This is a genomic window from Rhodoferax fermentans (assembly GCF_002017865.1).
Classification (GTDB): Bacteria; Pseudomonadota; Gammaproteobacteria; order Burkholderiales; family Burkholderiaceae_C; genus Rhodoferax; species Rhodoferax fermentans.
In genome coordinates this window covers 3,300,272-3,327,058 of the sequence record NZ_MTJN01000002.1, presented here as the reverse complement: position 1 = coordinate 3,327,058, position 26,787 = coordinate 3,300,272, and the positions used below count along the sequence as shown (strand labels likewise).

26 protein-coding genes are annotated in these 26,787 nt (G+C 60.2%); 19 read left to right on the top strand and 7 right to left on the bottom strand.

Annotated features, from left to right (window positions below; genetic code table 11):
* Window positions 1–17 precede the first annotated feature (17 nt).
* From dnaK to RF819_RS15470, 4 genes are all read right to left on the bottom strand, one after another.
* Window positions 18–1,964: a molecular chaperone DnaK gene (dnaK, locus tag RF819_RS15485; RefSeq protein ID WP_078365809.1), complete on the bottom strand. Its 1,947-nt coding sequence runs from the start codon at window positions 1,962–1,964 to the stop codon at window positions 18–20.
* A gap of 71 nt (window positions 1,965–2,035) precedes the next feature.
* Window positions 2,036–2,608: a nucleotide exchange factor GrpE gene (gene grpE / locus RF819_RS15480; RefSeq protein ID WP_078365808.1), complete on the bottom strand. Its 573-nt coding sequence runs from the start codon at window positions 2,606–2,608 to the stop codon at window positions 2,036–2,038.
* Window positions 2,609–2,780: 172 nt separating this feature from the next.
* Entirely contained in the window at window positions 2,781–3,131 is a 351-nt protein-coding gene (locus RF819_RS15475; RefSeq protein WP_078365807.1) for an FKBP-type peptidyl-prolyl cis-trans isomerase, read from the bottom strand.
* Window positions 3,132–3,177: 46 nt separating this feature from the next.
* Window positions 3,178–3,489 (bottom strand): winged helix-turn-helix transcriptional regulator, encoded by a 312-nt coding sequence (locus tag RF819_RS15470; RefSeq protein WP_078365806.1) that lies wholly within the window; start codon window positions 3,487–3,489, stop codon window positions 3,178–3,180.
* Between the two features lie 261 nt (window positions 3,490–3,750).
* Here RF819_RS15470 and RF819_RS15465 point away from each other — a divergent pair, with 261 nt between their 5' ends.
* The 7 genes from RF819_RS15465 (at window position 3,751) to RF819_RS15435 (ending at window position 10,685) form a co-directional block, all read left to right on the top strand.
* The gene (locus tag RF819_RS15465) at window positions 3,751–4,038 is read left to right on the top strand and encodes a late competence development ComFB family protein (RefSeq protein ID WP_078365805.1); all 288 of its coding nucleotides are present in this window, start codon (window positions 3,751–3,753) and stop codon (window positions 4,036–4,038) included.
* A 56-nt stretch (window positions 4,039–4,094) separates the two neighbouring features.
* Window positions 4,095–4,853, top strand: a complete 759-nt coding sequence (locus tag RF819_RS15460) for a class I SAM-dependent methyltransferase (RefSeq protein WP_078365804.1) — start codon at window positions 4,095–4,097, stop codon at window positions 4,851–4,853.
* Window positions 4,850–6,637 (top strand): type IV pilus assembly ATPase TfpB, encoded by a 1,788-nt coding sequence (tfpB, locus tag RF819_RS15455; RefSeq protein WP_078365803.1) that lies wholly within the window; start codon window positions 4,850–4,852, stop codon window positions 6,635–6,637. Before RF819_RS15460 ends, tfpB begins: the two co-directional genes overlap by 4 nt.
* Before the next feature lie 22 nt (window positions 6,638–6,659).
* The gene (locus tag RF819_RS15450) at window positions 6,660–7,157 is read left to right on the top strand and encodes a tripartite tricarboxylate transporter TctB family protein (protein WP_078365802.1); all 498 of its coding nucleotides are present in this window, start codon (window positions 6,660–6,662) and stop codon (window positions 7,155–7,157) included.
* Window positions 7,157–8,668 carry a tripartite tricarboxylate transporter permease gene (locus RF819_RS15445; protein ID WP_078365801.1) on the top strand — a complete coding sequence of 504 codons (1,512 nt, stop codon included), beginning with the start codon at window positions 7,157–7,159 and terminating at the stop codon, window positions 8,666–8,668. Before RF819_RS15450 ends, RF819_RS15445 begins: the two co-directional genes overlap by 1 nt.
* Window positions 8,669–8,720: 52 nt before the next feature.
* Window positions 8,721–9,620 (top strand): DMT family transporter, encoded by a 900-nt coding sequence (locus RF819_RS15440; RefSeq protein ID WP_078365800.1) that lies wholly within the window; start codon window positions 8,721–8,723, stop codon window positions 9,618–9,620.
* Between the two features lie 78 nt (window positions 9,621–9,698).
* Window positions 9,699–10,685 carry a Bug family tripartite tricarboxylate transporter substrate binding protein gene (locus RF819_RS15435; RefSeq protein ID WP_078365799.1) on the top strand — a complete coding sequence of 329 codons (987 nt, stop codon included), beginning with the start codon at window positions 9,699–9,701 and terminating at the stop codon, window positions 10,683–10,685.
* A 31-nt stretch (window positions 10,686–10,716) separates the two neighbouring features.
* On the opposite strand, the gene RF819_RS15430 is transcribed toward RF819_RS15435, so the two are convergent.
* Window positions 10,717–11,622 carry a DMT family transporter gene (locus RF819_RS15430; protein WP_078365798.1) on the bottom strand — a complete coding sequence of 302 codons (906 nt, stop codon included), beginning with the start codon at window positions 11,620–11,622 and terminating at the stop codon, window positions 10,717–10,719.
* Between the two features lie 146 nt (window positions 11,623–11,768).
* Here RF819_RS15430 and RF819_RS15425 point away from each other — a divergent pair, with 146 nt between their 5' ends.
* The gene (locus tag RF819_RS15425) at window positions 11,769–12,764 is read left to right on the top strand and encodes a quinone oxidoreductase family protein (protein ID WP_078365797.1); all 996 of its coding nucleotides are present in this window, start codon (window positions 11,769–11,771) and stop codon (window positions 12,762–12,764) included.
* A 119-nt stretch (window positions 12,765–12,883) separates the two neighbouring features.
* On the opposite strand, the gene RF819_RS15420 is transcribed toward RF819_RS15425, so the two are convergent.
* Window positions 12,884–13,237, bottom strand: a complete 354-nt coding sequence (locus RF819_RS15420) for a hypothetical protein (RefSeq protein WP_078363093.1) — start codon at window positions 13,235–13,237, stop codon at window positions 12,884–12,886.
* A 232-nt stretch (window positions 13,238–13,469) separates the two neighbouring features.
* On the opposite strand from RF819_RS15420, the gene RF819_RS15415 reads away from it, so the two are divergent.
* The 5 genes from RF819_RS15415 to RF819_RS15395 all read left to right on the top strand — a co-directional run bounded on the left by RF819_RS15415 (window position 13,470) and on the right by RF819_RS15395 (window position 17,593).
* Window positions 13,470–14,201 (top strand): response regulator, encoded by a 732-nt coding sequence (locus tag RF819_RS15415; protein ID WP_078365796.1) that lies wholly within the window; start codon window positions 13,470–13,472, stop codon window positions 14,199–14,201.
* Complete coding sequence (locus tag RF819_RS15410; RefSeq protein WP_078363102.1) at window positions 14,201–15,568, top strand: ATP-binding protein; 1,368 nt, start codon at window positions 14,201–14,203, stop codon at window positions 15,566–15,568. The genes RF819_RS15415 and RF819_RS15410 overlap by 1 nt, the downstream gene beginning before the upstream one ends.
* 173 nt (window positions 15,569–15,741) lie before the next feature.
* Complete coding sequence (locus tag RF819_RS15405; RefSeq protein WP_078363094.1) at window positions 15,742–16,146, top strand: NifB/NifX family molybdenum-iron cluster-binding protein; 405 nt, start codon at window positions 15,742–15,744, stop codon at window positions 16,144–16,146.
* Between the two features lie 109 nt (window positions 16,147–16,255).
* Complete coding sequence (locus RF819_RS15400) at window positions 16,256–16,606, top strand: carboxymuconolactone decarboxylase family protein (protein ID WP_078363095.1); 351 nt, start codon at window positions 16,256–16,258, stop codon at window positions 16,604–16,606.
* A gap of 81 nt (window positions 16,607–16,687) precedes the next feature.
* On the top strand, window positions 16,688–17,593 hold the full coding sequence (locus tag RF819_RS15395) for an alpha/beta hydrolase (protein ID WP_244899846.1): 906 nt from the start codon (window positions 16,688–16,690) through the stop codon (window positions 17,591–17,593).
* Here the strand turns inward: RF819_RS15395 and RF819_RS15390 are convergent.
* Window positions 17,590–18,795, bottom strand: a complete 1,206-nt coding sequence (locus RF819_RS15390) for a multidrug effflux MFS transporter (protein ID WP_143541728.1) — start codon at window positions 18,793–18,795, stop codon at window positions 17,590–17,592. The two genes, RF819_RS15395 and RF819_RS15390, sit on opposite strands and share 4 nt — an antisense overlap.
* A 103-nt stretch (window positions 18,796–18,898) precedes the next feature.
* Between RF819_RS15390 and RF819_RS15385 the strand changes: the two genes are divergently transcribed.
* From RF819_RS15385 to RF819_RS15360, 6 genes are all read left to right on the top strand, one after another.
* Window positions 18,899–19,282: a hypothetical protein gene (locus tag RF819_RS15385; protein WP_078365795.1), complete on the top strand. Its 384-nt coding sequence runs from the start codon at window positions 18,899–18,901 to the stop codon at window positions 19,280–19,282.
* 402 nt (window positions 19,283–19,684) lie between these two features.
* Window positions 19,685–23,026 (top strand): PAS domain S-box protein, encoded by a 3,342-nt coding sequence (locus tag RF819_RS15380; protein WP_078363096.1) that lies wholly within the window; start codon window positions 19,685–19,687, stop codon window positions 23,024–23,026.
* Between the two features lie 397 nt (window positions 23,027–23,423).
* On the top strand, window positions 23,424–24,185 hold the full coding sequence (locus tag RF819_RS15375) for a hypothetical protein (RefSeq protein WP_078365794.1): 762 nt from the start codon (window positions 23,424–23,426) through the stop codon (window positions 24,183–24,185).
* A gap of 83 nt (window positions 24,186–24,268) precedes the next feature.
* The gene (locus tag RF819_RS15370; protein ID WP_078365793.1) at window positions 24,269–25,084 is read left to right on the top strand and encodes an arginase family protein; all 816 of its coding nucleotides are present in this window, start codon (window positions 24,269–24,271) and stop codon (window positions 25,082–25,084) included.
* 523 nt (window positions 25,085–25,607) lie between these two features.
* Window positions 25,608–25,976 carry a VOC family protein gene (locus tag RF819_RS15365; RefSeq protein ID WP_078363100.1) on the top strand — a complete coding sequence of 123 codons (369 nt, stop codon included), beginning with the start codon at window positions 25,608–25,610 and terminating at the stop codon, window positions 25,974–25,976.
* Between the two features lie 113 nt (window positions 25,977–26,089).
* On the top strand, window positions 26,090–26,596 hold the full coding sequence (locus RF819_RS15360) for a GNAT family N-acetyltransferase (RefSeq protein ID WP_078363104.1): 507 nt from the start codon (window positions 26,090–26,092) through the stop codon (window positions 26,594–26,596).
* The last annotated feature ends 191 nt before the right edge of the window (window positions 26,597–26,787 follow it).

Below are 26,787 nucleotides of genomic sequence, written 5' to 3'. Positions count from 1 at the left end.
GTTGAAGTGCCAAGCGTTTAGGGCTTCTTGACTTCTTTCACTTCGGCGTCAACCACATTGTCGTCTTGCGCTGCGCTGCCACCTTGGGATGCGGCCTGCTCGGCGGCGCCATCGGGTTGCGCCGCAGCGGCTTCCTTGGCTTGCATGTCAGCATACATTTTTTCGCCGAGTTTCTGGCTCACGGTCATCAGGGCCGTGCTCTTTTCTTCGATGGTCGCCTTGTTGTCACCCTTGAGGGCTTCTTCCAGGTCTTTCACCGCAGCTTCGATTTTCTCCTTCTCAGCGGCGTCGATCTTGTCGCCGTACTCGGTCAGGCTCTTCTTAACGCTATGCAGGCTGGCTTCAGCGGTGTTTTTGGCTTGCACCAGTTCGAGCTTTTTCTTGTCGTCGGCGGCGTTGAGCTCGGCGTCTTTCACCATTTGCTGGATCTCGGCTTCGGACAGACCCGAGTTGGCCTTGATGGTGATCTTGTTTTCCTTGCCGGTGCCTTTGTCCTTGGCGCCCACGTGCAAAATACCGTTGGCATCGATGTCAAACGACACTTCAATCTGGGGCAAACCACGTGGTGACGGTGGGATACCTTCGAGGTTGAACTCACCCAACAGCTTGTTGCCAGCCGCAATTTCACGTTCACCCTGGAACACCTTGATGGTCACGGCAGGCTGGTTGTCGTCTGCGGTCGAGAAAGTCTGGGCAAACTTGGTCGGGATCGTGGTGTTCTTGGCGATCATCTTCGTCATCACGCCACCCAGGGTTTCAATACCCAGGGACAGCGGTGTCACGTCCAGCAACAACACGTCGGTGCGGTCACCCGACAACACCTGGCCCTGAATCGCGGCACCCACGGCCACAGCCTCGTCCGGGTTCACGTCCTTGCGGGGGTCCTTGCCAAACAGTTCCTTGACCTTTTCCTGCACCTTGGGCATACGGGTCATGCCACCCACCAGGATCACGTCATGGATGTCAGCGGCGCTCACGCCAGCGTCTTTCAGGGCGGTGCGGCAGGGGGCGATGGTGCGTTCGATCAGCTCGTCGACCAGCGACTCGAGCTTGGCACGGGTCAGCTTGATGTTCAGGTGTTTCGGGCCCGAGGCGTCAGCGGTCACATACGGCAGGTTGATGTCGGTCTGGGCGCTGCTGGAGAGTTCGATCTTGGCCTTTTCAGCGGCTTCTTTCAGGCGTTGCAGGGCCAGCACGTCCTTGCCCAGGTCCACACCTTGTTCCTTCTTGAACTCGGCAATGATGAAGTCGATGACACGTTGGTCAAAATCTTCACCACCCAGGAAGGTGTCACCGTTGGTGGAGAGCACTTCAAACTGCTTTTCACCATCCACGTCAGCGATTTCGATGATGGAGATGTCAAAGGTACCACCACCCAGGTCATACACAGCAATCTTGCGATCGCCCTTTTCGTTTTTGTCCAGGCCAAACGCCAGGGCAGCTGCCGTGGGTTCGTTGATGATGCGCTTGACTTCGAGGCCAGCAATGCGGCCAGCGTCCTTGGTGGCTTGGCGCTGGGCATCATTGAAGTAGGCGGGCACGGTGATCACCGCTTCGGTGACGGCTTCACCGAGGTAGTCTTCGGCCGTCTTTTTCATCTTGCGCAGCACATCAGCGCTGATTTGCTGGGGTGCCATGCGATTGCCACGCACTTCGACCCAAGCGTCGCCGTTGTCGGCAGCAGCAATTTTGTAAGGCATCAGGTCGATGTCCTTTTGCACTTCCTTTTCGGTGAACTTGCGACCGATCAGGCGTTTGACGGCATACAGCGTGTTCTTGGGGTTGGTCACAGCCTGGCGTTTGGCCGAAGCACCGACCAGCACTTCGCCGTCTTCCTGGTAGGCGATGATGGACGGGGTGGTGCGCGCACCTTCGGCGTTTTCAATCACTTTGGGCGTATTGCCTTCCATGATGGCCACGCAGCTGTTGGTGGTGCCCAGATCGATGCCGATGATTCTTCCCATGGTGAACTCCTAAATAGACAGATGTTTGTAACTTGTGGACAGCCTGATTGATTTCAAGCTGGAGGATTGGCTTATTTCGGTGCAGAGACGGTGACCAGCGCGGGCCGCAGAATGCGCTCAGAGATCAGGTAGCCTTTTTGCAGTACGGTCACCACCGAGTTGGCTTCGTGCTCGGACGGCACCACACTGATGGCCTGGTGTTGGTGCGGGTCGAATTTGCTGCCGGCCTCAGGGTTGATGGCGATCACCTTGTTGCGCTCCAGCGCGGCCAGCAACTGTCGCAAGGTGGCTTGAGCACCTTCACGAATCTGCTCGAGCTTGGCGTCTTTGATGGCCAGACCAGCTTCCAGGCTGTCGATCACTGGCAACAAGCTGTCGGCAAAACCTTCCAGGGCGAATTTGCGTGACTTGGCGACTTCGTCCTCGGCGCGGCGGCGGGCGTTCTCCACATCGGCCTTGGCACGCAGGTATTGGTCAGCCAGTTCGGCGCTTTTGGCTTGCAGTTCAGCCAGATCAGCCTGGCATTTGGCCAGGACCTCGGATTCGTAATTGGCCAAAGTTTCCTGGATGTTTTGCCCATCCACGGCGGCGGCTGGGGTAGCGGAATGGTCCGCAGAAGTAGGTTGAGGTGTTGTGTCAGACATGCGGTGAGGCGGGTTTTGTATGAACGATGCTGTGAGATGGTGGCGCGGTTTGCCATTTCAAGAGCAATACCCACAATATTTTGTGGTCAATGCTTGTTGACGTCAGGATGGCATCTCACCAATAAAAAAGGGCACCTGTCGCAGGTGCCCGAAAGGTGTCAGTCGTGGAGGTTCAGGACAGCTTGAGCAACTCGACTTCAAATTTCAGGGTGGCATGCGGCGGGATCACGTTACCCGCACCGCGCGCACCATACCCCAGGCCCGGAGGAATGATCAGCGTGCGGGTGCCGCCCACCTGCATGCCTGCCACACCTTCGTCCCAGCCACGGATGACAGAGCCAGCACCCAGGTTGAAGACAAAAGGTGTGCCCCGGTCCTTGCTGGAGTCGAACTTGGCGCCTTGGACACCTTCCTGGAACAGCCAGCCGGTGTAATGGACTGTGACGCGTTGGCCGTCGGTCGCGACATCACCAACACCGGTGATGCTGTCTTCGTATTGGAGTCCTGATGGGGTTGTGATCATGAGAAACAGAGATGAAATAAGTGGACTTGGCTGAAAACGACTGTTTTCAGGCTTTCTTTTTGGCTTGGGTGGAGACCCATTTGGTGGCAAAGGCAGACAGATCACCCATGCGCTTGAGCAGATCGGCGCCCAATGGGGTCACCAGATAACCGCTGCTGCCATGGTCAAGCAGGCCAGCTTCACGCATTTCCTTGATCCGTGTGTTCAGTGTGTTGGGGGTGATGCCGCCGACGCTGTCTTGCAGCAGGCGGAAAGTCTGGGGGTGGCCGTCTTTGAGTGCCCAAAGCACACGAATGGCATAACGTGATTCAAGCAGGCTTAACAGCTGGCCAATGGCAGCGGTTTCTTTTGTACTCATGGGGCATCTCCTTTGGACATGAAATTTCTGCCAAGGGCATCACTGCAGTGGGCTGTGCGAACCCAGGCCTGCCCTTTTGTGTCGGCGCGAAAAGTGGACTATATCGCAAATTGCCGAATTGCTACATGTTTTGTAGCTTGGGAACATCAGTTGTCAGCACAAAATTCATGTACAGTTGAAAAAGTGCCACTTTTTACCGGGGCGGTCCGAAAGCTTTGGCACGCTTGTCTTGACGGGTCAAACACCTTTTAGAGTCACTTTATGATCATCAACTTTGAGCAAATTCACAACTATTTTGAGCCGGTTGTGTTTGAGGCGGTGGCCAAAATGTCTGGCTCTCACCCTGACTTCAGTGCCGACATGCTGGCCGATGTGGCCTGTGTGGCGCTCAATCGACTGCCTGCGCGTTATTTGCGTCACGATGTCGACATGATGTTTTACCTGACCGAGCCGGAGCGCCGCGCCATGGAAAATTCTTTGCAGGAAGCACTGAGTTTTGCCTTCGGTTTTGTGAAAGACCGTTCGGGCGGGCACAACAGCGCTGTTTAAGTTGGTTGGTGAGGGTTGTCGCCCTTGACAGTCCAGGCGATTGGGGATAATCCGGCATCTTGAAAAAACGCACCTCACAACTTCCCGAAGCCAACTTCTCTGACGACGGCAACATTCGACACCTGCATCTGGGCAGCGAATGGATTCAGGGCTCCATGTATCTGGAAGACAGCATCGGCCTGGTGCACGAGTACGTGCAGCGCATGATGGCCTGGTTGCTGTTTGTCGACCCGGAGACGGTGACAGACCGCCAAGCCATGCAGCTGGGCCTGGGTGCAGGCTCCTTGACCAAGTTCTGTGCCAAGGAGTTGCGTATCTCAACAACGGCGATTGAACTCAACCCACAGGTGCTGGCGCTCTGTCGCAACGCTTTTAAGTTACCTGCCGACAGCCCGACGATGCGCGTGGTGCTGGCCGATGCTGCTCAGGAAATACTCAACCCCAAGTGGTGGGGCACGGTGGATGCCTTGCAGGTGGACCTCTACGACCGCGAGGCCGCCGCGCCGGTGCTCGACAGCTTGCCGTTTTACAACCACTGTCGGCGTTTGTTGACGCCGGAGGGCTGCATGACGGTGAACCTGTTTGGCCGGGCCTCGAGTTTTGAGCGCAGTGTCGAAAAAATGTCGGCAGCTTTTGGCAAAGACGCCATCTGGGCCTTCAAACCCACCCGCGAGGGCAACACCGTGGTGCTGGCACAACACACACCCACACGGCCTAAACGCGAGGTCTTGATGGCGCGTGCCGCAGTGATTGAGGCACGCTGGGGTTTGCCGGCCGCCAAATGGGTGCGGGTGTTCAAGCCGATGTTGTCATGACCCCCGCGCCGTCTCCCAAACACCGCGTTGAGGCCCACACTGGTCCGTTGGACTGGCGCAGTCTGGTGTCCTGGCTCAAGGCAGATGGAACCATCTCAACGCAGGAAGCCCAGCGCATCCACACCCGCTGCGCCCAGGCCGAAAGTGCACAACACCCCTTGTTGCGTCTGGCCAGCGTGGCGGTGCATCGCGCCGCAGACGACAAGCCGATGGACCTGGAGTCGCTGACCCAGTGGCTGGCCGGTCATGTGAAGCTGGCTTATTTGCGGATTGATCCGCTCAAGGTGGATGTGGGCAAAGTGGCCGACACCATGAGCCCGGCCTACGCCGAGCGGCACAAAATTTTGCCGGTGCAGGTCAGCGCCCACGAGATTGTGGTCGCCACGGCAGAGCCTTTTATGATCGACTGGGTCGGAGAGGTGGAACGCCAGTCACGGCGCAGCGTGCGCCGGGTGGTGGCTAACCCGCAGGACATCCATCGCTACACGGTGGAGTTTTTTGCCTTGGCCAAGTCGGTCCGCGCCGCTGCCAAGTCGGGCGCCAATGTGGGCTCGAGCTTTGAGCAACTGGTTGAGCTTGGAAAAAGCAACAAACAACTCGACGCCAATGACCAGAGTGTTGTGCAGGTGGTCGACTGGTTGTGGCAGTACGCGTTTGACCAGCGCGCCAGTGACATCCACTTGGAGCCGCGCCGTGAGCAGGGTGTGATCCGGTTCCGCATCGACGGTGTGTTGCACCCGGTCTACCAGATGCCGATGGGTGTGCTGACCGCGATGACGGCTCGTATCAAGTTACTCAGCCGCATGGACGTGGTGGAAAAACGTCGACCGCAGGATGGCCGTATCAAAACCCGCAACCCCGGCGGCGCTGAGGTCGAGATGCGGATTTCGACCCTGCCCACCGCTTTTGGCGAAAAGATGGTGATGCGGATTTTTGACCCGGAGACCACGGTCAAGGAGCTCGATGCGCTGGGTTTTTCCAAACACGATGCCGAGCGCTGGGAAGCTTTGGTGAAACGCCCCAATGGCATCATTCTGGTGACCGGCCCGACCGGTTCCGGAAAAACCACCACGCTGTATTCAACCCTCAAGCGCGTCGCCACCGAAGAGGTGAACGTGAGTACGGTGGAAGACCCGATCGAGATGATCGAGGCCTCGTTCAACCAGACCCAGGTGCAGACGCAGCTCGATTTTGGTTTCCCCGAAGGTCTTCGCGCCCTGATGCGCCAGGACCCCGACATCATCATGGTTGGTGAAATCCGCGATCAAGCCACCGCCGAAATGGCGGTGCAGGCGGCACTCACCGGGCATCTGGTGTTCTCCACCCTGCACACCAACGACGCACCTTCGGCCATCACCCGGCTGATGGAGCTGGGTGTGCCTGCGTACCTGATCAACGCCACGCTGCTGGGCGTGCTGGCGCAGCGTCTGGTGCGCACCTTGTGCCTGCTGTGCAAGGCGCCTGACGTTTCGGACGCGCGTGAGACGCTGGAGCAGGCGGTCAAACCCTGGCAGCTCAGTGGCAGTTACAAACCGTTCAAACCGGTGGGTTGTGTCGATTGCCGCATGACGGGTTTCAGGGGGCGCATGGGGCTGTATGAGTTGCTGGTGGTGTCTGAGGCCTTCAAGACCCAGATCACTCGCGAACCCAATTCAGATGCGCTCAAGCGCCAGGCCATCAGTGATGGCATGCGCCCGCTGCGCCTGGCAGGGGCTCTGCGGGTGGCCGAAGGGCTGACGGTGCTGGAGGAGGTGCTGTCCAGCACCCCGTCACCAGAGTATTAAAGAGATCACAGGAGTCGTTGGGATGTCGGTTGTGTTGGACAAAGATGTGTATGCGGGTGGTTTGCTGACCCTGGTGGGCTCGGCCTTTGCCTGGGGCGCGACTTCGTACACCGTGGGCACCAGCGCCCGCATGGGGCCGGGTTATTTCCCGATGGTGTTGGGCGTGCTGCTGGCCGTGTTGGGGGTGTTGATCTTGCTGCGCGGTTTGCGCAAATCGCCGGGCCAGCGGCTGGCGGTGGGGCCCTGGGCCTGGAAGCCGCTGTTTTTCATCGTCGCAGCCAACCTCTTGTTCGGGGTGCTGCTGGGTGGGCTGCCCAGCCTGAACTGGCCTGCCATGGGTTTCATCGTGGCGATTTTTGGCCTGACCCTGGTGGCGGGTCTGGCCGGTGAACGATTCAATTTGAGAGAAAGCCTGTTGCTGGCCACTGCGTTGGCGGTGGGCTGTTACCTGGCCTTTGTGCTCTTGTTGCAGTTGCAGCTCCCGGTCTGGCCGGTAATGCCCTTGGGTCAGGGGGCGTGATGGATCTGATCACCAATTTGTCGATGGGTTTTGGTGTGGCGGTCACACCGATCAACCTGCTCTACGCTTTTGTGGGTTGTCTGCTGGGTACCCTGATCGGGGTGCTGCCCGGCATTGGCCCGGTGGCCACGATTGCCATGTTGCTGCCAGCCACCTATGCGCTGCCGCCGGTGTCGGCGTTGATCATGTTGGCGGGCATTTATTACGGTGCGCAGTATGGCGGCTCGACCACCGCGATTTTGGTGAATCTGCCAGGGGAGGCGTCCTCGGTGGTCACTGTCATTGATGGTTACCAGATGGCGCGCAAGGGTCGGGCCGGGCCAGCGCTGGCCGCTGCCGGGCTAGGGTCGTTTTTTGCGGGTTGTGTGGGCACGCTGATTCTGGCGGCCTTTGCCGCACCCCTGACCGAAGTGGCTTTTAAATTTGGCCCGGCTGAGTATTTTTCGCTGATGGTGCTGGGGCTGATTGGTGCGGTGGTGCTGGCCTCGGGCTCCTTGCTCAAGGCTGTGGCGATGATTGTGCTGGGGCTGCTGCTGGGCCTGGTGGGCACCGATGTGAATTCGGGTGTGGCGCGGTTTGCCTTTGACATTCCTGAGCTGACCGATGGCATTGGTTTTATCGTGATTGCCATGGGGGTGTTTGGTTACGGCGAAATCATTGCCAACCTGTCGGTCAAGGAAGCCCACCGTGAGGTCTTCACCTCGAAGGTGCATGGCCTGATGCCCACGCGCGAAGACTTCAAACGCATGTTGCCCGCGGTGTTACGTGGCACCGGCATCGGCTCGATTTTGGGGATCTTGCCGGGGGGCGGCGCTTTGCTGGCGGCGTTTGCGGCCTACAGTGTCGAGAAAAAAACCAAGCTGCATCCCGGTGAGGTGCCGTTTGGTGAGGGCAATATCCGGGGTGTGGCCGCGCCCGAGTCGGCCAACAACGCGGGTTCACAAACCTCGTTCATCCCCTTGCTGACCCTGGGCATCCCACCCAATGCGGTGATGGCGCTGATGGTGGGGGCCATGACCATCCACAACATCCAGCCCGGCCCGCAGGTGATGAGCAGCAACCCTGAGTTGTTCTGGGGCCTGATTGCCTCGATGTGGATTGGCAACGCGATGCTGGTGGTGCTGAACCTGCCGCTGATCGGCATCTGGATCAAGCTGCTGTCGGTGCCGTACCGCTGGCTGTTCCCGGCGATTGTGCTGTTCTGCGCGATCGGGGTGTACAGCACCAACAACAACACCTGGGACATCTGGATGGTGGGGCTGTTCGGGGTGATTGGGTATGTGTTCATCAAGCTCGGGCTGGAGCCCGCGCCGCTGCTGCTGGGGTTTATCCTGGGGCCGATGATGGAGGAAAACCTGCGCCGCGCCCTGTTGCTCTCGCGTGGTGACTGGAGTGTGCTGGTGACGCGGCCGCTGTCGGCCGGTTTGCTGGCTGCGGCGGTGGCGATGTTGCTGGTGGTCTTGCTGCCAGCCATCAAGCGCCAGAGAGAAGTTGCTTTTGTGGAAGACTGAGGGTCTCCCATGCTGTTCCCGGGAATTTGTAAGAAATCGACCTCTGACCCTTATGTCTAAAGGGCAGGATGCTCCACAAAACATAGCGTTTGGTTTGCTGCTGGCAACCCTGGGTGCCATTGCGTTCAGCGGCAAAGCGATCATCGTCAAGCTGGCCTACCGCTACGGTGTGGATGCGGTCACGCTGATCATGTACCGCATGTTGTTTGCGCTGCCGATCTTTGCGCTGATGGCCTGGTGGGCGAGTCGGGGCAAACCACCCTTGACCCGGCGCGACTGGTGGGGTGTGCTGGGCCTGGGTTTTTCGGGGTATTACTTGGCCAGTTATCTGGACTTTGCCGGGCTGGCCTACATCAGCGCCTCACTGGAGCGGTTGATCCTGTACCTCAACCCGACCCTGGTCCTGATCCTCGGGCGGCTGCTCTACCAGCGCCACATCACCCGGTTTCAGGCGCTGGGCATGGGTATCAGTTACCTGGGCGTTCTCTTGGTGTTTGGCCACGAGATCGGGCTCGAAGGCCGCAACGCGGCGCTGGGTGCGGCACTGGTGTTTGGCAGCGCCATCAGTTATGCGGTGTACCTGAGTTTCAGTGGTGAGCTGGTCAAGCGCTTGGGTTCCCTGCGCCTGGTCGGCCTGGCCACGCTGGTGGCCTGTGTCTTGTGTATTGCGCAGTTTGTGCTGCTGCGCCCGATGAGTGCGGCCCTGGTGGCGCCCGAGGTGATCTGGCTGTCGGTGCTCAATGCCACCCTGTGCACCGCGGCACCGGTGTTGATGGTGATGATGGCCATTGAGCGCATCGGCGCCTCGCTGGCGGCGCAGACCGGCATGGTCGGCCCGATGTCGACCATCGCCATGGGGGCGCTGCTGCTGGGCGAGCCCTTCACCGGCTGGGTCGCGGCAGGTACGCTGCTGGTGATTGCAGGCATTTTTGTCTTCATGCGGGGCCGCTGACAAAGCTGTTGGCAGGGAAAATGCATGCCTGGGTACGTGAGGGTATGCGTCACTTTTTTTATTCTTCAGGAGTCACAGATGGTTCAGAGTCGTTTGGGGGATCGGGTTCGCAAATTGGCACACGCCGTGCTGGTGGGTTCACTGCTGGCAGCAGGTCTGGCCCAGGCACAGACCGGCCCGGTCAAGCTGATGGTGGGTTTCCCGCCCGGTGGCGGCACCGACGCGATCGCCCGCATCCTGGCCGACAAACTCAAGGACCAGCTGGGTGTGTCGGTGGTGGTGGACAACAAGGCCGGGGCCGGTGGTCAGATCGCCGCCCAGGCGCTCAAAGCCGCCGCGCCGGACGGCAACACGCTGTTTTTGTCGCATGACCACAGCATTTCGATCCTGCCACTGGTGGTCAAGAACCCCGGTTTTGATCCGCACAAGGACTTTGTCGCGGTGGCTGGTTTTGCCACTTTTGTCAACACGCTGGCGGTCTCTGGCGGTACACCGGCCAAAACCATGGCCGAGTATGTGAGTTTTGTGCAAAAACAAAAAAGTGGCCAAGACTCCGTGGGTGTGCCCGCGCCAGCATCGGTGCCCGAGTTTCTGGTCAAGCTGATTGGCCAGAAATACAAGCTGGACCTGCAAGCCGCGCCCTACCGTGGCAGCGCGCCGATGATGGCTGACATGCTTGGCAACCAGATCCACGCGGGAGTCGGTTCAGTGCCGGACTTCATCGAAAACCACAAGGCCGGCAAGATCCGCGTGGTGGCGGTGCTGGGCTCTGCGCGCCAGGCCTCTCTGCCCGATGTGCCGACCTTTGCCGAACTGGGTCTGGCCGGGTTTGAGGATGTGCCGTATTACGGTATTTTTGCGCCCAAGGGCACGCCCCAGCCGGTCCTCGACAAGTTGTCAGCCGCCGTGGCCAAGGTGGTGGCTCTGCCAGATGTGCACGAACGTTTGAGCGCGATGGGCCTCTCCGTGGGCTACATGACCCAGGCCCAGCTGACCAGCCGCGAACTGGCCTACTCAAAAACGTGGGCGCGCATCATTCACGACAGCGGGTTCAAGGCACAGTAAGTGATAGGGTGGTTGAGTTTGGTGCGCGGCTTTAGCGCCGCGACGACACCACAATGCCACCCGCAATCAGCACAAAGGCCAGTGCGTGGTAGAGGTGTGGCACTTCACCCAGAAACAGGCCCGATAACACGGCGGTGAACAGCGGAATCAGGTTGATGAAAAACCCCGCCACCGAGGGCCCAGTGCGCGCCACACCGGCGCCCCAGGCACGGTAGGCCAGCAGCGCCGGACCTACCGCGATGAACAGCAGCATGCCGGCCAAGGTCCAGCTCAGGTGCAGGCGACCCCAGCCTAGACCCCATTCAGCCCCGGCAAATAACGCAGACCAGACCAGCCCAAAGGCCACCTGACCCATCAGAAACGCCGACCAGTTGGTTCGGATGCTGGCAGGCTCGGTGGTTGGGTGCCCCAGCATCCAGCTGTAGTAGGCCCAGGCGGCGGAGGCCAGCAGGATGTAGAAGTCACCCGGCACCAGGCGCACATTCAGCAGCACGTCGAGTTCGCCACGGCTCATCACCAGCATCACACCCAAAATCGACATGGCCGCACCGAGCCACTGTCGGCGTGAAATGGCCGCACCAAAAAACACCCGGCCAATCAGCAACATCCACACCGGGGTGATCGAGCCCACCAGCGTCACATTGATCGCGCTGGAGGTGTTGAGCGCCAGGTAGAGCAGGGCGTTGTAACCCCCAATGCTCAGCAGCGACAGCCCGGTAAAACGCCGCCAACTCGGCCACAGCGGGCTGCCAGGGCGTAACACCGATCCGGCCAGAGGCAGCAAGAGCGCAAAGGCCAGGCACCAGCGCACCAAGTTGAGCGTCATCGGCGAGGCCATGTCGGCAATCATGCGGCCCAGCACCGCGTTACATGCCCACAACACCGGTGGCACAGTCAGCAGCAGTGCTGCGGTGGGGGTCACGCGGGGATGGTTCATAGGCACCAGCTGGTGGGCAAACGCGGGGTGAAAAGGGGGAGATGCATGCGGGTCGTGGCGAGTGGTTGGCCATTCTCGCAGCAAAACTCCCCGCCCTGATTCGTGGCAAGATGGACCCGCATTGAACAACCCAGAGAGCATTTTGTATGAGCATCCACACCTCACGCGCCATCCAGATCGACCAGCATGGCGGCCCTGAACAACTCAAACTGGTCCAGATCACCGTGGGTGAACCCGGCCCGGGCGACGTCCGCATCCGCCACCACGCGGTGGGCCTGAACTTCATCGACGTTTACCACCGCACTGGCCTGTACCCGATGCCCATGCCCGCCCGCCTGGGCATGGAAGCCGCCGGTGTGATCGAGGCCGTGGGTGAGGGCGTGACCCACCTGCAGGTGGGTGACCGCGCTGCCTACGCCAGCCCGCCGCCCGGCAGTTATTGTGAGCTGCGTGTGATGCCCGCGAAATGTGTTTGCAAGCTGCCTGATGCCATCAGCTTCGAGACCGGTGCCGCGATGATGCTCAAGGGCCTGACCGCGCAATACCTGCTCAAGCGCACGCTGCCGATGGGTGGTTTACACGCGGGTGACTTTGTGTTGTTCCATGCCGCCGCCGGTGGCGTGGGGCTGATCGCCTGCCAGTGGGCCCGGGCCTTGGGCCTGCGCCTGATTGGCACCGCTGGTTCAGCACAAAAATGTGCTCTGGCCCTTGCCAATGGAGCGGAGTTTGCTATCAATTACGCAGAAGAGGATTTTCTTGCTCGGGTCAAGGAGATCACCGCAGGCCAGGGTGTCAAGGTGGTCTACGACTCGGTGGGCAAGGACACCTGGGACAAGTCGCTCGATTGCCTGGCGCCCTTGGGCCTGATGGCCAGCTTTGGCAACGCGTCTGGCCCGGTGCCACCGTTTGCGCCGGGCATCCTGGGCCCCAAAGGCTCTTTGTATGTGACGCGGCAAACCCTGTTCACCCACATGAGCACCCGTGAAAGCACCCAGGCCATGGCGGATGAGTTGTTTGCGGTGGTGAGCAGCGGCCAGGTCCAGATCCACATCGCACAGCGTTACCGGCTGGAAGACGTGCAGCAGGCACACCGCGACCTGGAGGCACGCAAAACCACCGGCTGCACGGTGTTGACGTTGTAGCCGGGTGACGCTCTGGGTGGGCGTAGGGTTACATGTCTTTTTGGCCTGTAGCCCTTGTTTTGTATAGCTTGAATGCTACGGTTTGTGATGTTCCTCGGGGCCTTGTCCTGCGGTTTTACTTATTTGAAGAAACCACGCGCCTTCATCATGTTGCAGCCGTTTTGCCGCGGTACATTGAGCGTCACACCTTTTTCTTTGGCGCGTTCCTGCATCAGCTGATGTTGTGCATCTTGAAGCTGTGTGCATTCTTCAAAGGTCTTGGTCGCACGCATTTTGGCCATGTGATCGGCGCGTTCCTGTTGGGTCATCAGGGTCCAGCCAGGGGTGTTGCTTTGGCTAAAACGCATGCCACCCCCGCCGCCAGGCCCCATGCCGCCACCGCCCGGCCCCATTTGGGCCAGGGCCGCTGTCGACAAGGCGGCTGCCAGCAGTGTTGCGAGGGTGATGTTTTTGAATGTGGTTGCGGTTGTCATGATGGAACTCCTTGGGTTGAACGGTTGTGGGATGTGTCTCTGGCCTGCATCCCTGGGTGTTATTTGAGGCCCATCATGTCAAGCTAAAGTGTGGCCGCAAGTGCCAAATTGCATCGCTGTGTTGCGTGGCTGACCCGCGATACAGTGCGTTACAAAACTTCTTGCAACAGCGCTTGGTGCAGCCGCCAGGATTGGATGTAGGCTTGCCAAAACCAGGCTTTGGCCCCCCATCATGGAAAAACGCGACTGCATTCTGATCGTTGATGACGAACCCGACATCCGCCGCCTGCTGGTGGACTATCTGGTGCGCAACGGCTTTGAGGCGCTGGCCGCGCGCGACGGGCGCGAGATGTGGCAACTGCTGGCGCGTCATGCGGTAGACCTGCTGGTGTTGGACCTGATGCTGCCCGACACCGATGGCCTAACCCTGTGCCGCGACCTGCGCGCCAGCTCCAGCCTGCCGGTGATCATGCTCACCGCGCGGGGAGAGGAGGCCGACCGCATTGTGGGCATCGAGATGGGGGCCGACGACTACCTGGTCAAACCCTTCAACCCGCGTGAACTGCTGGCCCGTATCAAGTCCATCCTGCGCCGCACCCGTGCCTTGCCACCCAACCTCAAGCCCGAGCCGGTGCGCTGTCTGCTGTTTGGCGGCTGGTGTCTGGACACCGCCGAGCGCCTGCTGACCGCGCCGGACGGCGTGGCCACACCCTTGTCGGGCGCCGAGTTCCGGCTGCTGCGCATCTTGCTGGAGCACCCCAACCGGGTGCTGACCCGCGACCAGCTGACCGAGCTGATCCACGGTCACGAGGCCGAGGCCTATGACCGCGCCATCGATGTGCAGGTCAGCCGTCTGCGCCAGCGCCTGCGTGATGACAGCCGTGAACCCCAACTGATCAAGACGGTGCGTGGTGAAGGTTATGTTCTGGCCGCCTCAGTGCAGGCGTCTGACACATGTCCCTGATGTTGCAAGCCCCTGTGCGCCCGAACTGGCGCCGCCTGCGCTCGACCCTGGCGGCCCGGCTGGCGCTGATTGTGCTGGTGGGCCTGCTGGTGGCCCAGGGGGTGAGTTTCTGGCTGCAGTGGCAAGAGCGGTCTGTGGCGGTCAACCAGGTCCGCGGGGTCAATTTGGCAGACCGCCTCGCCCCGGCGGTGCGGGTGCTGGAAGCCAGCCCGTCAGCCCAGCGCGCTTTGGCCCTGGCTGCTTTGCAGGGTGGTGGCGTTCAGTTCGAGATGGTCACTGCCGACCAGGTTTTTGCGCTTGTGCCACGCGGCGCTTTGCCGGGCATGCTCAGTGCGCGACTGGGCCGGTCGGTCGACATCCGCACTGATGGCCAGGGCCGTGGTCCGGGTTCCGGTCAAGCGCGTGCTGGTCTGGCCCACCGGCTGGACCTGCAGCTCATGGATGGCCAGTGGGTCCGTGTCAGTCTGGCGCCCGAGCTGGACGCCCAGGCACCGGCCTTGCCCACCAGTTTGCTCTCCGAGCTGCTCATCACCCTGGGCCTGGTGATGGCGGTGGTGGTGCTGGCCGTACAACAGGCCACCCGGCCACTGCGCCAGCTGGCCCAGGCGGCGGACACCCTTGGCAGTGACCTGGACGCCCCACCCCTGCCCGAAGACGGTCCCACCGAGACCCGGCACGCGGCCCAGGCGTTCAACCGTATGCAGGCCAGAATCAAACGCCTGGTCAACGAACGAGCCCGGGCGCTGGCGGCGGTTTCACACGATTTACGCACGCCGCTCACCCGCCTGCGTTTGCGCACCGAACTGATCGACGACGAGCGCTTGCGCGAGCAGATGAGCAAGGACCTGGAGGCCATGGCCGCCATGATTGACGGCACGCTGGCCTACCTGCGTGGCCTGCAGGCCAATGAGCAGGTGCGCAGCTTGGACATCAATGCGCTGCTAGAGAGCATGGCCGATGATGCCCGGGTACTGGGGCGCAGCATCCAGATCCACGGGCAGGCGCAACAGGCTTTTCAAGGTCGGCTGACCGCTTTGCGCCGGGCACTGCAAAACCTGATCGACAACGCCTTCAAATACGGCCAGGGCGCCAGCATCCGTGTGGAAGACAGCCCGGCCATGCTGAAAGTCACGGTGGAAGACAGCGGGCCCGGTCTGGCAGCTGCGGAACTCAGCAAGGTCACCGAGCCCTATTACCGTGTTGACAGCGCACGCAGTGCTACAGGTGACGGTGTCGGGCTGGGCCTGTCCATCGTGAAAGACGTGGCCCTGTTGCACAACGGTGAACTGATCCTGACCAACCGGCCCCAAGGAGGCCTGGCTGCCACACTGCTGCTGCCACGCGCTGTCACACCCACACTGTCATGAGCACTGCCAGTTTTGGCATGGCTGGTTGTGTCGCCGGTTGTGCAAGCCCGCTTGTGCGTCTGTCTGAACAGATGAATCAATGACTTAGCGGATTGGCTGGGGCTGGCACGGCGGTTGCGGTGGACAGGGGGTCGTCAACTTTTTTTGTCAGTCCATCCACTGACCCCTTCCCCATGATCATGAAAATCGCCGTCACCAGCCAGAACCGCACCAGCATCACCGAACACGCTGGCAAATGCCGCAAGTTCTGGGTTTACGAGGTGGCCAACCGCCAGGTCAGCGGCAAGCAGCTGCTGGAACTGCCTTTGGCCCAAAGTTTTCACGAAAGTGCCCACGCGCCTGAGCCGCAGGCACCCCATCCGCTGGAGGGTGTCTCACTCCTGATCACCGCCAGCGCTGGAGATGGCCTCAAGGCACGTCTGCGCCAAAAAGGCATGACCGTGTGTGTCACCAGCGAAACCAACCCCGATCAAGCGGTGGCGGCCTGGCTCCAAGGCACGCTGCCAGAGGTGGCCAGTGCACCCCAGGACTGCGACTGTGGCCACAACCATGACCACACACACGGCCATTCGGCTTGAGTGAGCCTGCGGCAGACGCCCGGCAGAAGCCGGTTCACACGGCCATATTTATACCCAGTGGGGTATTATTCCCCCGCCTCGTTTTAACACCTTTGAAAGACAAGTCTCCATGAGCACGTTTGACCATATTGGCCTGATCCAGAACATCAACGACAACCTGGTGCCCCTGCGCAAAACCCAGCCTGAGGCCATGCAGGCTTTCGGGCAACTGGCCCGCGCCGCCATGACCGAGGGCGCCGTCAGCGCCAAACACAAGGAGCTGATCGCTCTGGCCATTGGCATCACCCAGCATTGCTCGGGCTGCATCGGCTTTCATGTCAAGGCACTGATCAAGCTGCAATGCACCCGCCAGGAACTCGAAGAAATGCTCAGCATTTGTGTGTACATGGGCGGCGGCCCCGCCCTGATGTACAGCGCCGAAGCCCTGAGCGCCTGGGACAGCATGACCGCCCCTGCATGAGTCGGCTGAAGGCCGCCAAGCTCACTGGCCGTATGCATTCAGACGCTGTGCGTTGACCCCTGCTGAACTGGGGGCAGGGTGGTGATCTGGCTGTTTCTGCTGGCAGGGGTGGCCCTGGTGGTGGTGTTGCGCCAGGTTGTTCACCGGGCCATCCTGCGCAGCCTGCGCGCCCCCCGGGTGGCGCACCTGCGCACCCCGGCAGATCTGGGTTTTCAGGCGCATGCACTGCGTCTGCCGGTGGCCCATGGCAAGTCCCTGTTTGCCTGGTTTGTGCCGGTGCCGGGTGCGCGGCAGGCCCCCGCCGTGCTGCTGATGCATGGCTGGGGCGCCAATGCCAGCCTGATGCTGCCCGCTCTGGCCCCGTTACATGCCGCCGGTTATTCGGTGATGCTGCTGGACGCGCGTTGCCACGGCAACAGTGATGACGAGGCTTTCACCTCGCTGCCCCGGTTTGCCCAGGACATTGAAGCTGGCCTGGACTGGCTGCGTTGGCAACCCGAGGTGGACGACCAGCGCCTGGTGGTGCTGGGCCACTCGGTGGGTGCCGGTGCCGCGTTGTTGTGCGCCACCCATCGGCAGGATGTGAAAGCGGTGGTGTGCCTGGGTGCGTTTGCCCATCCGCAAGAGGTGATGCGGCGCTGGTTGGCCGAAGTGCATCTGCCTTACCTGGTGATCGGCTGGTACCTGCTGCGCCATGTGCAACACGTCATTGGGGCTCGTTTTGACGAGATTGCGCCCATCCACAGCATGGCGCGGGTGCACTGCCCGGTGTTGCTGGTGCACGGCAGCGAGGACGAGGTGGTGCCGGTGGGGGATGCGCAGCGCCTGCAGGCGGCTGGCAGGCCGGGCCAGGTGACGTGGATTGAAATCCCCGGTGGGCACGACCCGAGCGAGGCTGCCCCAGCCTATGTGCCACAACTGATCCACTTCTTACAGCAGGCGCTTGCCACACCTGCCAGACAGCCCGTTGCTGGGGCGGCGAACTAGCCGTGTTTTTGCACCAGCGTCCAGGCTGACAGCGCAATCAGCGCGCTCCAGAACCAGACGCCCAGGGTCAGCGGCAGCACTGTGCCGTCCATATGGCCACCGAGCCAGCCACCCATGGCAAAAGCACACACCATCATCAGGATGCCGTTCATCGCCGAGGCCGCACCCGCCGCCTGCGGGAACGGCCCAACCGAACCACTCTGCCCACAGGGCTGGTGGATGCCATGGCCCACCATAAAAATCAGCTGCGGCAACAAGATGCTCCAGAGGCTGATCCAGCCGCTCAAGGTCAACAAGGCCATCAGCGTGCCGCCGGTCAGCGACAACACCCCGGCAAAAGCCACCGCACGACGCACCCCAAAACGTGGCAGCCAGTGGCGGCATAAAAAGGTGCCGCCGATGTAGGCCAGCGAGTTGACAAACATCACCAGGCCGTACTGCATCTTGCTCAGACCCAGCACCCCGGTGAACACAAAAGACGAGGCCGCCAAAAAGGTGAACAGCCCGCTGTAAGAACACGCCGTCAAGGCGGAGAACGCCAGAAAGGTCGGGTGCCCCAGGATATGGCGCCAGGTGGCCAGCAGGGTGCCGAGCTGCAGCGCCTGCGGGTTTTTGTGCTGCACGGTTTCCTCAAACCGCAGCGCCACCACCACCAGCGTCACCGCCGCAAACACACCGAGTGCCAGCAGCGCAAAACGCCAGTTCAGCCACTGCGTCAGCAGGCCGCCCAGCGGCGCACTCAGACAGGCAATCACACCCAGGCCACTCAGGCCCTTGCTCATCACCCGTGCACCCTGGGTGGGGGCGTACAGGTCACGCACGATGGCGCGCGCACACATCACCCCTGCACCCATGGCCGCGCCCTGCAGCGTGCGCCAGACAATCAGCCAGCCCATGCTCGGCGCCAGGCTGCTGGCAATGGAGGCCAGCACATAAGCCACCAGCCCGATCAGCAGAATCGGCCGACGACCAAAGCGGTCTGACAGCGGCCCCCACACCAGCTGCGAGCCCCCAAAAGCCAGCAGCAGCGCGGTGAGTGTCAGCTGCGCCTGAGCCATCGGGGCAGACAACTGGGCGGTCAACTCGGGCAGGGCGGGCAGGTACAGGTCGGTGGTGATCGGCTGCAGTCCCAGCAACAGGGACAGCAGCAAAACGATCAGACCGGGCGGCATTTTGGAGGAATGGGTGGCGTTGGCAGGCATGTTTTGAGGGTATCAGATCAGTACCAGCCCACTGTGTCTGGAAAACCGCGTCTGTGCGAAGATGGCCACTGCTTGAATCAGACATTGTGGAAGGGGTGGTGGCATGGCAATAGGATGGCTCTCGGTGTTGAAGATGGTGCCCTGGGGCGACGTGATCGAGTCCGCGCCCAAGGTGGCGCAGGGCGCCAAAAAGCTGTGGGACACGGTCGGCAAGAAGCCCGCCGCCAGCACCAGCGCCACGGTGGCCACCGCCACCCCGGGCCAGCCCGAGCCCACACTGGCCGCCTTGCAGGCCCAGGTGACCCAGTTGCAGGTGTCGGTGGCCGAGCTGCACCAGCAAATGCTGGCCTCCAGCGCACTGATCGGCTCGCTGGCCGAACAAAACACCCAGCTGATCGCCCGTGTGGAGGTCAACCGCAAACGGGTGCTGGCCCTGGCGGTGGTGGTGGTTGTGCTGGCGGGGGTGTTGGGTAGCAAATTGTTTTGATAGCTGTTTGCCCTTTATCCATAAGGGCTACCGCCTGATTTGTTGCTTTTTTCATGAAAGCCAGCTGACACAGGTGTTGCCGATCAGGGGGCGGACTTGTTGATGTGTCTGGGCGTTCTCGCTAAATGGGCCGCAAGAGCCTGTTCTGGCTGCCAACAAGTAAGGTTGAGTGGATTGTTTTTCGGGGGGTGATCCTCTAACATGGGGCGGGCTTGACAGCGGATGCGCATCACGCTGGATAGCAGTCAAAAAAGTGGGCGTTGTCCCACACCATCTGATGTTGACGCTGCACGGTGGGCAGCCCTTCAGGCATGGACTGGGTTGGAAATAGGCGGCTTGTGGGCCAGGTGGGTTGTTCACCAGGGCACCGTGTTATTTCCTTGATCTCTAGGGAGCAGGCGGATGCAGGCAATCAGCGAATCACGCGCGGTAACCCGGTTCCTTTCCTCGTGGAAGAGCCTGGCGCTGGTGCTTGCTTTGGCCGGGTTGTTCGCTGCTGTCTCCATTCGTCAAGACTTCGAGGAGCTGTTGGCAACGGAGTACCAGGTGCTCGAACGCCAGGCGCGCCTGGCCGAGTACCAGGTGGGGGGTGTGCTGCGCGGATTGAATGTGGGCCTGCGCAGTCTGGCGGCAGACCAGGAAGCCTGGCCACAGCTGCCCGCACAAGCCATCTCGCAACACCAGCTCGCTTTCCTGAAAGAGTTTCCCGAAGTCAGGACCATCACCGCAGCCGACAAAACGGGCCGCGTTCTGGCCGCAGAGAGCCTGCAAACGCCGCAAGATGTCGCGACCATACGTGCGTTCAACAATTCCCAACGCGAGTACTTCCAGTTCCACCAGAATGCCCAGCCCAAAGACTTTGACCGGATGTACATCTCGCGGCCATTCATCGGGGTCTCGAAACGCTGGATCATCGTGGCGTCGCGGGCCATCCGTGGCCCGAAGGGGGAGTTTCAGGGCGCGGTGGTGGCGACCTTGATTCCCAACTTCTTCGCCCCGATATTTCAGGATGTCCTGACCAACGACGTGGTCGACTCGGTGGCCGTCCATACGCTGCAGGGCGACATCCTCTATCGCCTGCCTGACCCCGACAAACACATTGGCAGGAATATCGCCCACGGCGAGGCTTTTCAGCTCTACCTGCGCTCCGACAGCCCGACCACGCGTTATCTCGGCATTGCGGTCACAGACAACGTCAAGCGCGTTGCGGTTTTTCGCAAGGTCGCAGGCAGCAGCCTGGACATCGTCATCACGGCCCGATACGACAGCCTGTTGACGAAGTGGTACCCCGCTGTGGCCACCAAGTTGATTCTTTATGCCCTCTTTGTGGTGCTGGCTCTGGCCTTTGGCAAAGAGTTCAAGCGGCGTCTGGCCGCCAGCATGGCGCTGTCACAGAGTGAGTCACGCTTTCGTGCGCTGTTTGAGGACTCGCCCAACGCCATCCTTCTGGTTGACCCGCAAGCGCTGCGGCTCACCGATGTCAACCCGGTGGCGTCGACCTTGCTGGGTTACAGCCGCAGTGTGTTTCTGGCCAAGAATTTTGCGGACCTGTTTCGCCCCGAAGACCAGGCGCACGCCATGGCGCAGTTTGCGCTGGCCATCGAACACCACAAAGACTTTGTCCGCGACCTGCCTGTGCTCCATCAAGACGGCCACCTGGTTCACATCGACATGGCTTGCACCCACCTGCAAGTGGATGGCCACCACGCTTTGGCCACCACCTTCATCGACCTGACCGAGCGTCAGCTTGCTGAGAGTGCGCTGGCCGAGCGCGAAGCCCTGCTCAACGCCACCAGTCGCATGTCGCACACCGGCGGCTGGGCCTTTGACCCGGTAACGGGGCAGGGCAACTGGACGCCTGAGACAGCCCGCATCCACGATGTGCCTGAAGACGCACAGGCGGATGTGAGCAAAGGCCTCAGCTACTACGGCGCTGAGGATCGCGAACGGCTCCAGGCTGCCATCCAAAACCTCATCGACAAAGCCGAGCCTTATGACCTGGAGCTGGAGATGCTCACCGCCAAAGGCCGGCGCAAATGGGTCCGTACCATCGGTGAACCGGTGGTGGAAAAAGGCAAGGTGGTCTGGGTGCATGGCGCCATCCAGGACATCACCGATCAAAAAGCCGCTGAAGCGGCCCTGCGCTCCAGTGAGTCGCGCTACCAGAGTGTGCTGGACCATGCCGCCGACGCCATCTTCATCTCCAACGCGCAGGGCCAGTTCCTCTACGTCAACGAACAAGCCCGCCAGCTGCTGGCCTATACCAACGACGAACTGCTTCACATGTCGGTGGCCGACATCACGCCAGACGAGGACGCAGAACATTCGGCGAACACCTTTGTGACACTGAGACACACCGGGCGTGTGACCACCGAACTCCTGCTCAAACGCCAGGATGGCAGCCTGGTGCCGGTAGAGATCAATGCCATCTTGCTGCCCGATGGCACAAGTTACGGTGCTTACCGCGACATCACACAGCGCAGGCTCAACGACGCAGAACTGGAGCGCTATCGCCACCATCTGGAAGAGCTGGTGACCTCCCGCACCGCCGACCTGGACCAGGCCAACCGCTCACTGGTGCTGGCCAGGGACGCGGCACAAGCGGCCAACCTTGCCAAGAGCAGCTTCCTGGCCAACATGAGCCACGAAATCCGCACCCCGATGAACGCCATACTGGGCATGGCCAACCTGCTGCGCCGCGGTGGCCTGACCGCCGAACAGGCGGACCGGCTCGACAAGATCGACATCGCCGGCGACCACCTGCTCAATGTCATCAACGACATTCTCGACCTCTCCAAAATTGATGCGGGCAGTTTTGTCCTCGAAAACGTCCCGCTCACCATTCCCGGCCTGTTGTCGAACGTGGTGTCGATCACCCATGCCTCCGCGCAGGAAAAGAAACTCAAGCTCGAGGTGAGCGCCGATGCTTTCCCGAACGACTTGCACGGCGACCCAACACGTTTGCAGCAGGCGGTGCTCAACTACGTCAGCAACGCCATCAAGTTTTCAGACAACGGCTCAGTCAGCATCCGGGCCATCAATCTCGAAGAGACAACCCAGTGGGTGCAGGTGCGTTTTGAGGTCACAGACACCGGTATTGGCATCACACCCGAGGCACTGCCCCGGCTGTTCAGCCCCTTTGAGCAGGCTGACAACTCGACCACCCGCAAATACGGCGGCACCGGGCTTGGGCTGGTGATCACCAAACGGCTGGCTGAACTGATGGGGGGTGATGCGGGGGTGCAGAGTGTGCCCGGTGCTGGCAGCAGCTTCTGGTTCACCGCCCGCCTGCTGCGCCAGGAGCGTCGCAAGACCCTGGCCGTACCCGCAGCCGCTGGCGACCCCGAAACCTTGATCCGCGAGCATTTCCAAGGTGCACGCATCCTGATTGTTGACGACGAGCCGATCAACCTGGAGTTGGCGCGTTACCTGCTGGAGTCTGTCGGCCTGCTCGTGGACACCGCCGAAGACGGGATGCAGGCCATCGAGCGGGCCACGGTCTCGACCTACGCCCTGGTTCTGATGGACATGCAGATGCCCATCCTTGACGGCCTGGAGGCCACACGCCAGATCCGAATGCTTCCCAACTACCAGCACATCCCCATCCTGGCGATGACCGCCAACGCCTTCAACGAGGACCGCGCACGCTGCCTGGAGGCCGGCATGGACGACGTTCTGATCAAACCGGTGGCGCCAGGGCTGCTGTTTTCGTCATTGCTGACCTATTTGGAGAGGCGGGGCTGATGGGTGGCTGCTGCTGTACATGGCTGAGCTGCACCCGCAACAGCAAACTATTTTGATAGCGGATAGCACTTTATGGATAAGGGCTGTTGGCATATTTCTCTATTTTTGGGGAGATAGTTGATTTGGATGTTGGATGGCAGGTGTGCAGCGGGAGCGGGTATTGAGCGTGTTCATCCAATTTGCGCTGTAGCCGTGAATAGACGCCCGGATGCCACGCCGGGCCTGCCAGAATATCGATATCCATTTAACAAAGCCGAATATCAGTAAAAGTGTGGCTGCAAGCCACTTTCAGGAGGACTTGATGGCCAACCTATGGAGCAGCTACCAACTTATAGAGCACTTTTATACGCTCTGGACATCACGTTAGACCTCATAATCCAAATTTATGTGGTCCTCGGTGAAAACACTTCTCGCTGCAAACGTCTTCCCGACGATCTGCTATGTCATCGCCGCGTTCTTTGTGTATGCGTTCTTCCTCCGCGTTGACTTCCCGCCGATCAAGGACCTCGACGCGACAGCTGGCACCTACCTCGCGCTCGCGCTTTTCATGTTTATGTTGCCAGAGGCGAAGCGCTTGAAGCTTGGCCAACTCTTTGAGTACGAAGCCAAGGTCAAAGAGATCAAGGACGACGTGAAGCAGTTCAAGGAGGAAACCCGCGCAACCCTGTCTGCATACACAAGCCTTGTTTCAGCTATCAGCAACACCGTAAGCCAGAACATCACAGTCAATCTACCGGGTAGAGCCGAAGCCACCGAAGCGCGCGAGGACTTGGATGCGACCCTGAAGCATCAGCCCCCGAAGTCGGAGCTTGAAAGTCAGATAGACGAGTTCCTGGAGGCAGAGGCCAATGACCTTAGCTACGCACTTGCCAAGCTTCGTATGCAGCTGGAGCGGGAGCTTAGAAGAGTCCTGGGAAAGCGTCAGAACATTGCGGCAACTCCTGATCACGAGCCTCGATTCCTTTCGGCAAGGTCTCTGTTCACTCAGTTTGCGCGCCTATACCCGCGGTACGAGGGACTTTCCAAGTCCTTTGACTACGTTCTTCGCATCTGCAACGCAGCGATTCACGGTCAATTCGTACCTCAGGGTTCTGCCCACGAAGCACTATCAATGGGTTTGAGCATGTTGTCGGAACTTCGCAACATTGAGCGCGAGTGAGGTCTAACCCCTCGCTCAAGTGGCGCTAACGGCAGGCCGCCTGGCCCGCTTAGCTCGATTCGTTAGGCGTCACCAAAGCCACCATGCCCTACTCTGTCGCTGAAGCACACTCACTGTTCGATCAGTTGCCGGAGTTCGCCGCTACGCGCCAGCGCGAGATCGCGGGCATGTTAGGACCGTACATCGAGAGCACGGACCGATACGCTCGGCTCGTCGCACGCTTGGTCAGCTTCTTGGGTCATGTACCACCCAAGGATGAACAGGACAGAGTGATTCGAGATTTGCTCGCCGACGTGTTCGACTTTCTCTACGAGGCGCGACCACTCATTTTGGGTGGGAATCTATCTGTTGCCTTTCCCTTGGCACGGCGCGCCTACGAATCACTGTCGCTTCTACATCTCTGTGCTGTCGACCCGAAATGGGCAACGAAATGGCAGGCAGGAAAGCAAATTGGAAACGCAGAGGTTCGTAGGGCACTTGGCGCACACCCGATGGGCGAGCCCGAGGCAGAGATGCGCGAACTCTACAAGTTCTTCTCAGAGGCAGCACATCCAAACCGCAGCCTCATACCGCATCGCATGCTTGGTGAAGGCAACGAGTTTGTCCTCGGGTTGATCGGAAAACCCGAACTCTTCTTCGTGGTCGACTACTGCTCCAAGCACCTTGAGCTATGGCACTGGTTTGCGGCGACAGTCAGCTACTTTTACCGCGCGTCAATTGGCCCAGTTGATGGAGCGTACTTTCAGGAGTACCACGAGTGCTTTGAGCAGGCAAAGCCTGTAAAGAAGTGGCTTGTAGAGAGCCTCCCTCATCTTCACGCAGAGGCACTAGAAATCGAGAAGGCGGAAGGTCGTACAAAAAACGGGGGAGTCCATCCCATTATTAAACCTGCATTGTGAGCGACTGCTTGGGAGCGATTCATCTGACCGCTTACAGCCTTAACCAGCCTGCCATCAAAACTTCTTAAAACCGTTGAAGGCGGGGGACGGGGTTACCGGGCGCAGAACCCATTCGCGTGATGAGACAAGCGGCGCACCACCCTCAGCAGCAACACCCCAGCTTGCAGCCAACCCAAGCCGTCTCCCGCGAGGGGGCCGGAGAACGGTAACCCCGCCGCCCGCCTGGCGTCACACAAAACAAGGGCTCAAAAGAACACCATTAACCATAGCTGCCCGCCCTTATTCCACAAGGGCGACAGGCCGATTTGAGGTACAGAGGCAAGCCTTTTGAACTCGGCGGCTAGGCTATAGTGCAGACAGCCAATACGCTTGCGGCGCTGGGCAAGCAGCTCAACAGAACGCAAGACGGGAGTAGCCACTATTTTTGTTGTGAACAACAACACACTTCATTAAACCGGCTGCTTGCTTGCCCCACACATCTGCGGGACACATCCAAGTTCGGCCTTGTAGCCTGGAGCCCGAGATGTCAAACCTCACAATCACAGAAATCAAAGCGTTCGTTCCATCCAAGGATTTCGAGCTGTCCAAACAGTTCTACAAAGATCTTGGATTCACGATGGCCTCTGAAGGTGGCGGCATCGCCTACTTTCATTTTGGCCAGGTCAGTTTCCTGCTTCAGGACTTCTGCGCGGAGTCGTTTGCCGAGAATTTCATGATGCACATCCTGGTCGCGGATGTGCAGGCGTGGTGGGAGCAGGTCCAACACAGTGGCGTGCTTGAGAAGTACGGGGGCCGTGTGACAGCGCTGGAAGATCAGCCGTGGGGCATGCGCGACTTCTGCCTCTACGATCCGTCGGGTGTTCTGTGGCGCATTGGCCAGAATATCGACTGAACACCAGGGGGAAAGCCATGCTGTCGATGTATACGCCATCGTTCCAGCGGACAGCCTTTGGTGCCCATTGAATTCAATTGTTGGACCGCAGACATGCGAAGCAGGAGGCCAACGTGATTCAAACACTCGAAACACCCAGGCTACGCCTTGTGCCGCCAAGCCTGGCATGTGCGAAAGCCTACGAGTTGTTCTATACGGACGCCGAGGCTTCGCGAATGTACGGCGGCCCCATCACGGCCGCCGCGGCTTGGACGCGACTCTCATCCGACCTGGGTTCCTGGTACTTGCAAGGCTTCGGTGTCTGGGCAATGCAGGAGAAGTCGGATGGTGAGTTCCTAGGAACCTGCGGCTTCTGGCAAGGGAGAGACTGGCCACGCGAACTCACTTGGTGGCTCCTGCCGCAGTACAGAGGTCATGGCTTTGCCAAGGAGGCATCGTTGGCCGCAGTACATCACGCATACGAGGTTCTGGGCTGGTCAGCGGTCGAGACGTACATGAACGACCAGAACACCCAAGCCCGGGCACTGGTACTGAGCCTGGGTGGCCAGAAAGCGAGGCGGCAGGGCTTTCCCGACGGGAAGGAACGTGATGTGTTCATCATCCCCCGCACTGCGGTCTAACAGGTGAGGTCCAACGGCAAACCGCCTCAATTCGGACGCTGAACCTGCATGTCAAGTAGTTGCTGCGTCATGATGCGTTTGGCCGCCTCCAGCCTTTACCCACCTGGCGTGACACCCAACAACGGCCTAAACCATTTCAATAACCATAGCTACCAGCCCTTGATTTAAAAGGGCCAGAAGCCAATTTGACG

Coding starts and splice junctions, on each gene's coding strand:
- dnaK (WP_078365809.1), bottom strand. CDS start 1,964: ATGGGAAGAATCATCGGCATCGATCTGGGCACCACCAACAGCTGCGTG.
- grpE (WP_078365808.1), bottom strand. CDS start 2,608: ATGTCTGACACAACACCTCAACCTACTTCTGCGGACCATTCCGCTACC.
- RF819_RS15475 (WP_078365807.1), bottom strand. CDS start 3,131: ATGATCACAACCCCATCAGGACTCCAATACGAAGACAGCATCACCGGT.
- RF819_RS15470 (WP_078365806.1), bottom strand. CDS start 3,489: ATGAGTACAAAAGAAACCGCTGCCATTGGCCAGCTGTTAAGCCTGCTT.
- RF819_RS15465 (WP_078365805.1), top strand. CDS start 3,751: ATGATCATCAACTTTGAGCAAATTCACAACTATTTTGAGCCGGTTGTG.
- tfpB (WP_078365803.1), top strand. CDS start 4,850: ATGACCCCCGCGCCGTCTCCCAAACACCGCGTTGAGGCCCACACTGGT.
- RF819_RS15450 (WP_078365802.1), top strand. CDS start 6,660: ATGTCGGTTGTGTTGGACAAAGATGTGTATGCGGGTGGTTTGCTGACC.
- RF819_RS15445 (WP_078365801.1), top strand. CDS start 7,157: ATGGATCTGATCACCAATTTGTCGATGGGTTTTGGTGTGGCGGTCACA.
- RF819_RS15440 (WP_078365800.1), top strand. CDS start 8,721: ATGTCTAAAGGGCAGGATGCTCCACAAAACATAGCGTTTGGTTTGCTG.
- RF819_RS15435 (WP_078365799.1), top strand. CDS start 9,699: ATGGTTCAGAGTCGTTTGGGGGATCGGGTTCGCAAATTGGCACACGCC.
- RF819_RS15430 (WP_078365798.1), bottom strand. CDS start 11,622: ATGAACCATCCCCGCGTGACCCCCACCGCAGCACTGCTGCTGACTGTG.
- RF819_RS15425 (WP_078365797.1), top strand. CDS start 11,769: ATGAGCATCCACACCTCACGCGCCATCCAGATCGACCAGCATGGCGGC.
- RF819_RS15420 (WP_078363093.1), bottom strand. CDS start 13,237: ATGACAACCGCAACCACATTCAAAAACATCACCCTCGCAACACTGCTG.
- RF819_RS15415 (WP_078365796.1), top strand. CDS start 13,470: ATGGAAAAACGCGACTGCATTCTGATCGTTGATGACGAACCCGACATC.
- RF819_RS15410 (WP_078363102.1), top strand. CDS start 14,201: ATGTTGCAAGCCCCTGTGCGCCCGAACTGGCGCCGCCTGCGCTCGACC.
- RF819_RS15405 (WP_078363094.1), top strand. CDS start 15,742: ATGATCATGAAAATCGCCGTCACCAGCCAGAACCGCACCAGCATCACC.
- RF819_RS15400 (WP_078363095.1), top strand. CDS start 16,256: ATGAGCACGTTTGACCATATTGGCCTGATCCAGAACATCAACGACAAC.
- RF819_RS15390 (WP_143541728.1), bottom strand. CDS start 18,795: ATGCCTGCCAACGCCACCCATTCCTCCAAAATGCCGCCCGGTCTGATC.
- RF819_RS15385 (WP_078365795.1), top strand. CDS start 18,899: ATGGCAATAGGATGGCTCTCGGTGTTGAAGATGGTGCCCTGGGGCGAC.
- RF819_RS15380 (WP_078363096.1), top strand. CDS start 19,685: ATGCAGGCAATCAGCGAATCACGCGCGGTAACCCGGTTCCTTTCCTCG.
- RF819_RS15370 (WP_078365793.1), top strand. CDS start 24,269: ATGCCCTACTCTGTCGCTGAAGCACACTCACTGTTCGATCAGTTGCCG.
- RF819_RS15365 (WP_078363100.1), top strand. CDS start 25,608: ATGTCAAACCTCACAATCACAGAAATCAAAGCGTTCGTTCCATCCAAG.